Source organism: Sphingobacterium sp. BS-2 (genome assembly GCF_046161205.1).
Taxonomy (GTDB): domain Bacteria; phylum Bacteroidota; class Bacteroidia; order Sphingobacteriales; family Sphingobacteriaceae; genus Sphingobacterium; species Sphingobacterium mizutaii.
In genome coordinates, this window is record NZ_JBIXGO010000019.1 from 580,382 (window position 1) to 593,005 (window position 12,624).

Annotated in this window: 8 protein-coding genes; 6 read left to right on the plus strand and 2 right to left on the minus strand. The window is 40.8% G+C overall.

The window, feature by feature from the left end:
- The first annotated feature begins 132 nt into the window (after positions 1–132).
- The 5 genes from ACK2WI_RS14410 to ACK2WI_RS14430 all read left to right on the plus strand — a co-directional run bounded on the left by ACK2WI_RS14410 (position 133) and on the right by ACK2WI_RS14430 (position 8,616).
- A complete protein-coding gene (locus ACK2WI_RS14410) occupies positions 133–3,102 on the plus strand; it encodes a SusC/RagA family TonB-linked outer membrane protein (RefSeq protein ID WP_409151437.1) in 2,970 nt (989 codons plus the stop codon).
- 34 nt (positions 3,103–3,136) lie between these two features.
- The gene (locus ACK2WI_RS14415; RefSeq protein ID WP_409151438.1) at positions 3,137–4,645 is read left to right on the plus strand and encodes a RagB/SusD family nutrient uptake outer membrane protein; all 1,509 of its coding nucleotides are present in this window, start codon (positions 3,137–3,139) and stop codon (positions 4,643–4,645) included.
- Positions 4,646–4,655: 10 nt separating this feature from the next.
- Positions 4,656–6,152: a glycoside hydrolase family 30 protein gene (locus ACK2WI_RS14420; RefSeq protein ID WP_409151439.1), complete on the plus strand. Its 1,497-nt coding sequence runs from the start codon at positions 4,656–4,658 to the stop codon at positions 6,150–6,152.
- On the plus strand, positions 6,149–7,477 hold the full coding sequence (locus tag ACK2WI_RS14425) for a DUF5125 domain-containing protein (RefSeq protein ID WP_409151440.1): 1,329 nt from the start codon (positions 6,149–6,151) through the stop codon (positions 7,475–7,477). Before ACK2WI_RS14420 ends, ACK2WI_RS14425 begins: the two co-directional genes overlap by 4 nt.
- Positions 7,478–7,623: 146 nt before the next feature.
- Positions 7,624–8,616, plus strand: a complete 993-nt coding sequence (locus tag ACK2WI_RS14430) for an isoaspartyl peptidase/L-asparaginase family protein (protein ID WP_236736554.1) — start codon at positions 7,624–7,626, stop codon at positions 8,614–8,616.
- Between the two features lie 16 nt (positions 8,617–8,632).
- Here the strand turns inward: ACK2WI_RS14430 and mtgA are convergent, their stop codons facing one another.
- Positions 8,633–9,376, minus strand: a complete 744-nt coding sequence (gene mtgA, locus ACK2WI_RS14435; RefSeq protein WP_093100691.1) for a monofunctional biosynthetic peptidoglycan transglycosylase — start codon at positions 9,374–9,376, stop codon at positions 8,633–8,635.
- 139 nt (positions 9,377–9,515) lie between these two features.
- On the opposite strand from mtgA, the gene mutS reads away from it, so the two are divergent.
- Positions 9,516–12,122 carry a DNA mismatch repair protein MutS gene (mutS, locus tag ACK2WI_RS14440; protein ID WP_093100551.1) on the plus strand — a complete coding sequence of 869 codons (2,607 nt, stop codon included), beginning with the start codon at positions 9,516–9,518 and terminating at the stop codon, positions 12,120–12,122.
- 16 nt (positions 12,123–12,138) lie between these two features.
- On the opposite strand, the gene ACK2WI_RS14445 is transcribed toward mutS, so the two are convergent.
- Positions 12,139–12,534: a hypothetical protein gene (locus tag ACK2WI_RS14445; RefSeq protein WP_093100549.1), complete on the minus strand. Its 396-nt coding sequence runs from the start codon at positions 12,532–12,534 to the stop codon at positions 12,139–12,141.
- Positions 12,535–12,624 lie beyond the last annotated feature (90 nt).

Below are 12,624 nucleotides of genomic sequence, written 5' to 3' on the forward strand. Positions count from 1 at the left end.
TACTTCGGTTACTTTTTTGTTTTGACCTGCCTCAAAAGCTAAATAAACATTAGCACCCTGCTTAACTTTGGATTGGGAAGTTTAGGAATACCCTAAATTATTATATTAATCTAATAACTGATTATAAGACGTATGAAACTTTTTACTAAAGTTAGTATCGGTCTTTTCCTTTTTATGATATCCGTTTTTTCAAATTTTGCATTTGCGCAAAATGGAATTCGAGTTTCTGGAAAGGTTATAGACGAAGCCAACAATGAGCCAATTATTGGGGCTACCATCACTGTTATCGGAGGTTCTACATCGACCTCTTCAGATAACTCTGGACTATTTACACTCGAGAATGTTCCAGCTAATTCAAAACTTCGAGTTTCTTATCTAGGCTATAAAAGCCAAGAAGTAATTGCACAAACAGACATGACCATTACCTTGAGCCCGGAAACAAATACGCTCGAAGATGTGGTTGTTATCGGTTATGGTGCAGTTAAAAGAAAAGATGTAACTGCCGCTATTTCCTCTGTATCCTTGGAAGACCTGGACGAAAGACCAATTGTCAATGCCAACCAAGCGATTCAAGGTAAAGCCGCAGGGGTAACGGTTTCTCAACCTTCTGGTGCTCCAGGCGGTGGAACCTCGATCCGTATCCGTGGTACAACTTCTTTCAACGGTAGTAATGACCCACTTTATGTAGTTGATGGGGTGACTGTTGACAATATCAACTTCCTATCGCCAAATGATATCGCCGATATGCAAATCTTAAAAGATGCATCCTCAGCCTCTATCTATGGTTCTAGAGCTGCAAACGGGGTTATCTTAATTACTACAAAACAAGGTCGTGTAGGTAATCCTAAGATTACTGTAAATGCATTAGCTACTCAAAATAGAGTGACCAACTCGATTACCCCATTGAATACCGCTCAATACAAGGAACTGATGGACGAGATCGGAATCGTGAAATTGCCTGATGGATTGACCGACCAAACAGATTGGTTTGATGAAACCTTCAGCGATGGATTGACCCAAGATTATCAACTTTCTATATCAGATGGTTCCGATAGAATCAAATACTTCCTTTCGGGAGGCTATGTAAATGACAAAGGGATTGTGCATTCTACTTTCTACAAACGTTACAACTTCAGAGGTAACATCGAAAACAAAGTAAGAGATTGGTTAACCGTAAATGCGAACTTCTCTTATGCCGACTATAATGGAAATGGAATGGTTGAAGGTACGGGGTCTAATAGAGGGGGTGTAGTCTTGTCTGCAATCAATACACCGACATTTGCTCCAATCATGGATCCATTCAATCCGAAACAATTCTACAATAACTTCTATGGTTTGAACGTAACTTCTCCATTGGAGAACTTAGCGACTACTGGAAATAACCGCAACCGTGAAAACAGATTAATCGGATCGGGTTCGGCAACCGTACATATCACTCCAGGATTGAACTTCAAAACTTTGTTCGCTTTGGATAGAAGAAATGCTTTCTCTTCTACTTTCTTAGACCCATTGTCTACCTCTTGGGGTAGAAACCAATTTGGTGAGGCAACGGATTCTAGAAATATGAACACCGTTATTACGTTTGATAATACCTTGACCTATAACAAAAGCTTTGATAAACACAATTTCGAAGCCATGGCTGGTACGGCTTGGTTAAGCTCAAACTATACCAACAGTTATATCCTTGGTTCACACTTTAGAAATGACTTGATCGAAACCCTAAATGTGGCCAATAAAATTTCTTGGACAGGTACTGGATCTTCTGCATCTGATTGGGCAATGATGTCTTATTTCGGACGTATTTCCTATAACTATGACGGAAAATACTTAGTAACTGCCAATTTAAGATCTGACGGTTCCTCTAAATTACACCCGAGCAAGAGATGGTCGATGTTCCCATCGGTTTCTGCAGCTTGGCGTTTATCCTCTGAGGAATTCTTGAGCGATGTGCCATGGATGAACGATTTGAAACTACGTGGTGGTTGGGGACAAACTGGTAACCAATCTGGAATTGGTGACTATGCTTACCTTCAACGCTATAATATTATCCGTTCCCCTTGGTTTGAAGAAGGTAAAACCAATGATTTAGCTTCTGTTACACCTGAAAACCTGAGAACAATCGACTTAGGTTGGGAAAGAACAACCCAAACTGGTGTAGGTTTAGACTTTACGGGTTTCAACAATAGATTGACCGTAAACTTGGACTACTACTACAAGAATACGACCGATATGTTGATGTGGGTAGATCTTCCAGGTAGTGGTAATATCTCCCAAATCCAAAGAAACGAAGGTGAGATGACCAACCGTGGTTTCGAAGCCAACATCAATGCCGATATCCTAAAATCTGAGGGTTTAACCTGGTCTTCAGGCTTTAATATCTCTTTCAATAGAAATAAATTCACCAAGTTGGTATTGAAACCTGTTTATTTCGATGCTAGAACCACAGATTATGTCAATGAAACCGTAGTAAGAAACGAAGCAGGTAGACCTGTAGGTGGTTTCTTCGGTTATATCAGTGAAGGTGTAAATCCTGAAACTGGAGATATGATCTATTCCGACATCAATGGTGATGGCAAAGTGACGGTCAACGATAAAACTTATATCGGCGATCCGAACCCTAACTTCACTTTCGGTTTTACCAATAACCTCTCTTACAAAGGATTCAACTTGAACGTCTTTATCCAAGGTACTCAAGGAAATGATATCTACAACGTTTCCAGAATGGAAATGGAAGGTATGTACGACGGAAAAAACCAATCCACCCGTGTTCTTCAACGTTGGAGAGTTCCTGGTCAAGTAACAGAAGTGCCTCGTGCAGGGTATGACATGAAAAACTCCTCTTATTTCGTGGAAGATGGAAGTTATATCCGCTTGAAAAACATTTCCCTATCCTACAACATCAAAGCTCCAGCTTTGTCAAAAATCGGAATTAACAAATTGGCTCCGTTTGTCTCAGCCACTAACTTAATTACTTTGACAAAATATACAGGCTTGGATCCAGAGGTTAACCAATGGGGGAATTCAGGTAGGGTACAAGGTTTAGATTGGGGTACCTATCCTCAAACTAGATCATTCGTGTTTGGATTAAATATGGAGTTCTAAGATTATGATGATGAGAACAATGAAATTTAATATAATGAAGAAGATGCTGATCGCTGTACTGAGTACGATCGCCATCTCAAGCTGCTCTCTTGATAAAGATCCTCTTAGTCAATATTCTGATGTGACTGAAGGGGTAAATGAAGAAGGAAAAAAAGTAGTCTTTAAAGACAAAGCTGCGGTAGACAACTACATGCAAGGCTTATATAATATCATGCGTGATAGACAAGAACACTGGTACTTAGACCAAATGTTAATCGCTGAATCGCATTCCGATAATGCTTATGCTGGAACGACCGGTGCCGAAGTAGTACCTTATGAGAATAACGGTATCGAAGGGTCAAACTCCGTTGTTCAGCGTGACTGGATTCGTTACCTGGAAGATGTTGCCAAACTGAATATCCTAATCGTTAATGTGGATTCTGTTGCCGACAATTCCCTATCTTCTGCATTGCGTAAGCAATATAAAGCTGAAGCTAGAATTCAAAGAGCCTTAATTTTCTTTGATATGGTTCGTCTTTGGGGTGATATCCCTTTGGTAACCAAAGTAGGTAAAGACATTACCGCTGAAAATATCGAAGAGGTATACGACGATTATTTCCCAAGCCAAACTCCTGAAAAAGAGGTTTATGAATTCTTGGCAAAAGATGTAGAAGAAGCCTTAGTCGATGCGCCTTCGAATACAGCTGCAAACAAAACTAAATTCTCAAAATCTGTTGCCAAAGCATTATTGGCAAAGATCTATGCAGAAAAACCAATCCGTAACTACGCGAAGGTCATTCAGTATGTAGATGATTTAGCAGCAGATGGATTTGCGCTAGATGCAGATTATAAAAACTTGTTTGGGGTTCAAGATGGAAATGCAGAGCCCTTGATCAGAAACAGCAAAGAGACTATTCTAGAGACTCAATTTTTTGCTGGTAATGGTAACTGGGTAACCTGGATGTTCGGACGTGACCTTTCAAACTACAATAGCAATTTTACATGGGCAAAATGGATCACTCCTTCAAGGGATTTAATAAGTGCATTCACCCGCGAAGGAGATGAGATCCGCTACACCGAATCCATCGTGTATTATGAAGCTGGTTGGAGCAATTACTATCCAGCAAGCAACTACCCATTTATGTATAAAACACGTTCTGCATTCAGTAACATCATCAAAATCCGTTATGCGGACCTGTTATTATTGAAGGCTGAAGCATTGATTAATGGCGATAGCCCAAATCTAACTGCAGCAGCAGCAATTATTGACCAAATTCGCCAACGCGTTAAACTTCCAAAATTGACTAATGCCGTTAAAGGAAGTAAGGATGCCATGTTAAATGCCCTATTGAATGAAAGAAGATTAGAATTGGCTTTCGAAGGTCAACGTTGGTATGACCTTGTACGCCTGAATAAAGTAGAATCTGTCATGAATGCTGTCTTTGCAAAGGATTCTGGAAGAAAAGCCCAAGTGTATCCATTTACAGAAAATTCATACCGTTTGCCAATTCCGCAATCGATTATTGACGAAAACCCGAAAATCAAGCAAAACCTAGGATATTAATACTGAAACTATGAATAATTTAAAGAAATATATATTTGTTGCTAGCCTTTTCTCCTCGATTTTTACTGCTTGTGGTAATGATAATATCGGCGGCGGAGGCGGAGAACCTGCACCAGTGGACCCTACTTCTGGAGATGTCCTGATCTATACCACAACAGGCTCGCTTAGCCATGATTTCAAGAAGTCTTTTGTGGACTTTAGCAAGACCAGTAATATGGGAACTAAGACCATTAAGATCGATGAAAACAAAAAATTCCAAACCATGGATGGATTTGGATCGGCTATCACCGGTTCTGCGGCCTTCAACTTGTTGAAAATGGCTCCAGAAGACCGTACGAAATTCTTAAAAGAAACATTCTCTCCAACAGAAGGAATGGGTCAAAGTTATATCCGTATCGCAATCGGCTGTTCTGATTTCTCCTTGGATGAATATACCTTGGCCGATGAACCCGGAATCGAAAACTTCGCGCTTCAATCGGAAGAATTGGAATATGTTATCCCGGTTTTGAAAGAGATTATCGCTATCAATCCTGAGATCAAGATCATGGGTTCACCGTGGACTCCTCCAAAATGGATGAAAGTAAACAACTTGACCGAGTTGAAACCTTATGATTCTTGGACTGGCGGTCACTTGAACCCGAAATACTACCAAGATTATGCGACTTATTTTGTGAAGTGGATCCAAGCAATGAATGGGCATGGCATAAAAATTTACTCCATCACGACGCAAAATGAGCCTTTAAACGATAAGAACTCTGCTTCATTGGTGATGTTTTGGAATGAGCAACAAGCATTTGTGAAAAATGCGCTTGGTCCACAAATGAAAGCAGCTGGCCTAACGACCAAAATCTACGCATTCGATCATAACTATAATTATGATAATATGCCGGAACAACAGGATTACCCAATCAAGATCTTTGAAGATCCTGCTGCTGCGGCTTATTTCGCTGGTTCTGCTTACCATAATTATGGTGGTGATAAGGCTGAATTATTGGATATCCATGCCAAAGCGCCTAATAAGGATTTAATCTTTACCGAAACTTCCATCGGAACTTGGAATGATGGCCATGCATTGGGTAAAAGATTGTTGGAAGATATGCGTGAAGTGGCATTAGGTACAGTAAACAACTGGAGTAAAGGCGTAATCGTTTGGAACTTGATGTTGGATTCTGAAAGAGGTCCTAACCGTGAAGGTGGATGTCAAACCTGTTATGGTGCAGTGGATATCAGCAAAGCGGATTACAAAACCATTCGTAAGAACTCACATTACTATATCATCGGGCACATGTCTGCTGTAGTAAAACCAGGAGCAGTACGTATTGGGTCAGAAGGATATTCTGATGCTGGATTATCTTATTCCGCATTTAAAAATACAGATGGCACCTATGCTTTTGTAATTGCAAACTCAAATGGGAGCAATTCTAGAATTGTTATTGAGGATGGGAAAAATCATTTCAGCTATGATGTTCCTGCAGGTTCTGTTGTTTCTTATTCTTGGAAAAAATGAAAAAATTAATCAATTATTTAGCCTTTTCTCTTCTATTGAGCTTGATGTTCTCTTGTAAAGAAGATGAATTAATCGTGCCTTATGGCGCTGGGGAACCTGCCATTGAAATAGTTAAGAGTCCAACTGCTTCTTTGTTTGGCGACAGCTTACAATATACCGTGAATGTTTCGGACAAAAGTGTAGCCCTGTCTACCTTAAAAGTACAATTGTTGTTCAGTGATGAAGTGGTGTCTGAACAAACTATCCGTACAAAAGAAGCCGGATCTTATTCTGGAAAATTATATGTTCCTTTCCTTAAAAATATTCCCAATGGATCGGCATTGTTGAAGTTCACCCTTCAAAATGTGCAGATGGTGAGTAAAACCGAAGAAAAGGTCGTGACTATTGCGAGACCTGATTTTCCTTACCTGGATTTGGTAGCGGAAGGTAAAACTTATCGTATGAGCAAGGTAGGTCCTAACCAATATGAAGTTTCAGATGAGTTCAAGATGAAAGCTCCAGCTTATATCGAAGCACCAAAAGTTGGTGAATTTGGAAACAAAATCCAATTCGGTTGGGAAAACAAGGGAATCCAACAAGGTGTCAATACACCAATCCCATTTTCAAATGCCTTTGATGGTGTATACAAGATCAGCTTCAATACACTGACTTATGCAGCCGCACCTTTCGTTCGTTATGCGATCAATGATACCGATATGGAAATGGTAGAAGATGAAATCTTCTCCTTGGATTTGACGGTCAACAAAGATGAAGAATTGACTTTCGAAGGTATGCCAGCTGGATGGTGGGTAGATAAAGATTATATCCGTCAAGACGGTGACAAATACTACTTCAACGCGATGTCTGGAAAATACCGCTTCATCGCCGATCTAGGTAAGAAGTATATCAAGGTGGAAGCCATGAACGGAAACGATCTAGCGCGATTGAATGCGGATGGTACCGGAGCAATCTGGATTATTGGTGAGGGAGTCGGTAAACCAAGTGTTGCTGACAATCAAGTAGGCTGGGATCCAGGAAAGGCAATTTGTGTGACACCAATGGGTGATAAGAAATATCAGGTTACCCTTGTTGGCGGACAATCCATCAATACCGATAATATCAACTTCAAATTCTTCCATGAAAAAGGTTGGAATGGTGAATTCAAGAATACTGACTTGACTACCACGAGTGACCTGATCTTGGTTGGGGATGGAAAAAATGGCCGTGACCCAGGAAACTTAGGTCTTCAGGCTGGTAAAAAACTGGAAGTAGGCGCAACTTACGTATTCGTAGTTGACCTTTCTGAAGGGAATAATAAAGCAAAACTTACTGTGACTAAGCAATAAGACTAACTAACAGTTTAGATTGATTAGGGGTGGATGAAGGCGTTTCCACCCCTTTTGTTTTTGTAGGTATTAATTACGTTCTTTGTTTAAAACTGAATCTAATTATGAAAAATAGTGTAACCTACGTATTAATCTTAATGTGTGTTATGATGAATTTAACGCCTTCTTCTGCACAGAGCAATTCAAAACCGAAGTATGTTTTAGCCATTCATGGAGGTGCAGGTACTATACTAAAAAAGAATATGACGGACTCCTTGGAGAAAGCATATATCGCTAAACTAACGGAATCCCTTCAGGCTGGATACGATCAGATCAAACAAGGAAAATCAAGCTTGGACGCTATTGAAGCTGCAATCCATGTCATGGAAGATTCCCCACTTTTCAATGCTGGTAAAGGTGCAGTTTTTACGAATCAAGGGAAAAATGAACTTGATGCTGCCATTATGGATGGTTCTAACCTCAAAGCCGGCGCTGTCGCCGGAGTTACCAATATCAAAAACCCTATCAGCGCAGCGCGAGCGGTCATGGACAAATCCGAACATGTTATGATGATCGGTAAAGGGGCGGAGGAATTTGCTCAAAATAACGGCATCCAAATCGTTGATCCCTCTTATTTCTGGACCAAACAACGTTGGGAAGGTCTGCAGAGAGCTTTAGAAAGAGATAAAGATCGTGCGGAACTGGACCATGACGATAAAAAAGCATTCTTGCCGCCATATAAAGATGAAAAATTCGGAACCGTAGGCTGTGTTGCATTGGATAAACAAGGCAACCTTGCTGCTGGTACTTCTACTGGGGGAATGACCAATAAGAAATTCGGTAGGGTAGGTGATGCACCTATCATTGGTGCAGGTACTTATGCAAATAATGCTACTGTGGCAATCTCCTGTACGGGATGGGGAGAGTTCTTTATCCGTTCGGTAGCGGCATTTAATGTTTCGGCAAAAATGCAATATGCTAAAATGGGTGTTGCCAAAGCTTCTCAGGAAGTAATCGACGAAATCGGGAAATTAGGTGGCGATGGTGGAATGATTGCCATCGATAAAAATGGTGAAGTTGCTATGCCATTCAATACCGAAGGGATGTACCGTGGAACGGTTACTGCAGACGGGAAAATTACGGTGGAAATCTATAAATAGAGAATTTATTATACCATTACTCGGGAATGGTATAATAATTCAAATACCTCACGATGCTATTAGCTCTTCTATTGATATAGTTAGAAGGTCTTCTAGCATCCCACTTTTGTGGGCTCGGCAATATGGCAATGATCAATGCTGCTTCTTTCTTGGTCAAGCTCTTAGCCGATTTATGGAAGTAATATTGTGCTGCGGCCTCTGCCCCATAAACGCCTTGTCCCGTTTCAATCACATTGAGATACACTTCCAAGATCCTTTTCTTGCTCCAAAAAACTTCAATCAAAACCGTGAAGTAGGTCTCTAAGCCTTTACGGAACCAGGAACGACCTGGCCATAAGAATACGTTTTTAGCAGTCTGCTGACTGATGGTACTGCCGCCCCTTAATCTTTTTCCCTCTTTGTTTTTTTCAAAAGCCTCCTTGATCGCTTCCGTATCAAAGCCATTGTGGGTCATAAAATGAGCATCTTCACCCGCTAAGGCTGCGCGCTTCAGGTTGTTCGAGATATCTTCATAATCCAACCATTTGCGTTCCAGTTTCCATTCCTTACCATCCGCCTTGCGCTCAAAACCTCGCTGTAACATCAAATAAGTGATCGGTGGATTAGTAAAACGTAGGGCAATGACCCAAAGTATGGTCAAAACGAAAAATGCAATCACTCCCCTAATTACCCAAGGAAGGACCTTGGTTTTCAGTGTGCTCCCGAAGGATGATTTGGTTTGCTTTTTCCTGTTCTTTGTGGTAGAACGTTTGATTGCCATTACTTTGAAATTTAATGCAAACATAAGATGTATTTTTTAATTTTTATGTCATTTCCCAAATGCTTTTTGCTTGTAGGCATTGTTTTGCAAATCGCCACAATTCTGCTATTTTTACATCTTATACAAAAAAAGAATAACCTTGGCAAAAGCAAAGAAACAAACCCCTTTAATGCAGCAATATAATACCATTAAGGCCAAATACCCAGGTGCCTTATTGCTGTTTAGAGTTGGGGATTTTTACGAGACGTTTGGAGAAGATGCTGTTAAAGCAGCCAAGATTTTAGGAATCGTATTGACAAAAAGAGGAAATGGCTCGGAATCTGAAACCGCTTTGGCTGGTTTTCCGCACCATTCCCTAGAGACCTACCTACCGAAATTGGTGCGCGCAGGACAAAGGGTTGCTATATGTGATCAGCTGGAAGATCCTAAACAAACCAAGACCATCGTGAAAAGAGGGGTAACGGAACTTGTTACACCTGGAGTTTCATACAATGAAAATATCGTTCAACAGAAATCCAATAACTACCTCGCCTCTATCTTCATGGATAAGCAGGTTGTGGGCGTTTCTTTTTTGGATATCTCCACCGGGGAATTCCTCGTTGCCCAAGGTTCTGTTGGTTATATCGACAAGCTTTTACAGGGCTTTAAGCCTACTGAAATCATTCTTCCAAAAAAACAGTATAAGGAGTTCGTGGAACAATTTGGTTCCAATTACTATACCTATACCTTGGATGAATGGCCATATACCGGTGACTATGCCACCGAAAATCTCCTCAAGCATTTTGAGGTCAATTCCATGAAAGGGTTTGGTATTGATCGTATGCCTACCGGAATTATTGCAGCTGGGGTTGCCTTGCATTACCTCAATGAAACCGAACATCGCAATCTGCAGCATATTTCCAATATCTCCAGGATCGAAGAAGACCGTTATATGTGGTTGGACCGTTTTACCATCCGCAACTTGGAACTGATCAGTTCAACCAATGAAAACGCCATTACCCTTTCGGATGTTCTCGATGAAACTTCTTCTCCTATGGGAGCACGATTGCTGAAAAGATGGATCGTCATGCCTTTGAAGGATGAGAAATCCATTAATGAAAGATTGCAGGTCGTTCAGGATTTTTATAAGAACAGAAGCCTAAGGGATCAATTAATCCAAGAGGTCAAGCAAGTGGGCGATTTGGAAAGACTAATTTCTAAGATTGGCCTTCAAAAAGCAAATCCGCGTGAAATCATCCAATTAAAACGAGCGCTTTATGCCGTTGAAAAACTAAAAGAGCTTTGCCAAGAACAGGAATCTGAGTCATTAAAGGTCATTGCAGAACAGCTCAATCCCTGTCTGATTATCCGGGATAAAATTGAACAGACCATTCAAGCTGAACCTCCAGTAGCCTTGAACAAGGGAAATGTTATCGCCGATCAGGTCGACCCTGATCTGGATAAACTGAGAAAGGTTGCCTTTGGCGGTAAAGATTACCTGATAGAGATCCAAAGAAGGGAGTCTGAAGCGACCGGGATTCCATCGCTAAAGATAGCTTTCAACAATGTATTTGGCTATTACCTAGAAGTTACCAATACCCATAAAGATAAAGTGCCTTCGGGTTGGATCCGTAAACAGACCTTGGTGAATGCGGAACGCTATATTACCGAAGAGCTGAAGGAGTATGAGGAACAGATTTTAGGTGCTGAAGAGAAAATCCAAGCCATTGAAAACCGCATTTATGCTGAGTTAATGCTCGCGATTTCGGAATATATAAAACCGATACAATTAAATGCCCAATTGCTTGCCAAGCTGGATGTGCTGTTGAATTTTGCCGTTATTGCAGAGAAGAATTTCTATGTAAGACCTGAGGTCAATGCTGGAAAGAACATCGATATCAAAGGGGGTAGACACCCTGTTATTGAAAAGAATCTCCCGATAGGTCAAGACTATATTACCAATGATACCTTTTTGGATCAAGAGGGGCAGCAGATCATTATCATTACAGGACCAAACATGGCCGGTAAATCTGCTTTGCTGAGACAGACAGGGCTCATCGTCCTGATGGCTCAAATTGGTTCCTTTGTGCCTGCCAAGGAAGCGTCCATTGGGATCGTAGATAAGATATTTACACGTGTTGGGGCTTCGGATAACCTCAGCTCTGGAGAATCTACCTTTATGGTAGAAATGAATGAGACAGCGAGTATTATGAACAACTTGTCTGATCGTAGTTTGATTCTCTTAGATGAAATTGGACGTGGTACCAGTACTTATGATGGTATCTCCATCGCATGGGCGATTGCGGAATACCTGCACAACCACCCTTCCTGTCGAGCAAAGACCCTATTTGCAACGCATTACCATGAATTGAACGAATTGAGCACGTCCATGTCGCGGATCAAGAATTTTAACGTGAGTGTAAAAGAAGTCAACAATAAAGTGATTTTCTTAAGGAAGTTGGTGCCCGGTGGTTCTGAGCACAGTTTCGGTATACATGTGGCTAAGTTGGCTGGTATGCCGCCCAAGCTTATCGGTCGCGCTGGCGAGATCCTGAAACGTCTGGAACAGGAACGTACCGGCGGGGAGAAGATCAAGGATAGTATGCGAAAGATCCAAAAACAGGCTTATCAATTGCAGATGTTTGCCATTGATGATCCCGTACTGGAAAAGATCCGTGATATGCTGAATAATTTGGATGTGAATACACTTACTCCGGTGGAAGCATTGATGAAGCTAGATGAAATCCAACGCTTATTGAAGAACTAAAAAAATGCTGGTAGGATTAATACCTGCCAGCATCATATATATCATAGGAGATGTCATTTGGATCATAACCTAATCTAGGGTCGACCCGAATAATCATCGTCCCTCGGAACGATTCACCGGCATATAAAGTCCCTATGGGAGCCTCATTGTAAAAAGGTGCCCCATTATGTCCAACCAATGAAAATTCTAAATAGAAATCACCATCCTGACCGTGGTAATAATCGATATTGGAAAGATTTGTAACCGCATACTCGACGCGGTAAGCATCTGGACTTACTTTATAGACATCAAACACATCTACAGCAAAGTCCTCTGGATAAAAATATGATCCCCCAATATATTCCTTAGAACAGGATGAAAATAGTCCAATGACCATGATCAAGGCTACGATTTTAAGTAATTTTGCTTTCATATGCTTGTCTGTCTTTAGGGAAATAGACTACTTGGAAACCATTTAGATTAATCCGTGCACGTAAATATTTTTTCAAATGCTATTTATTAG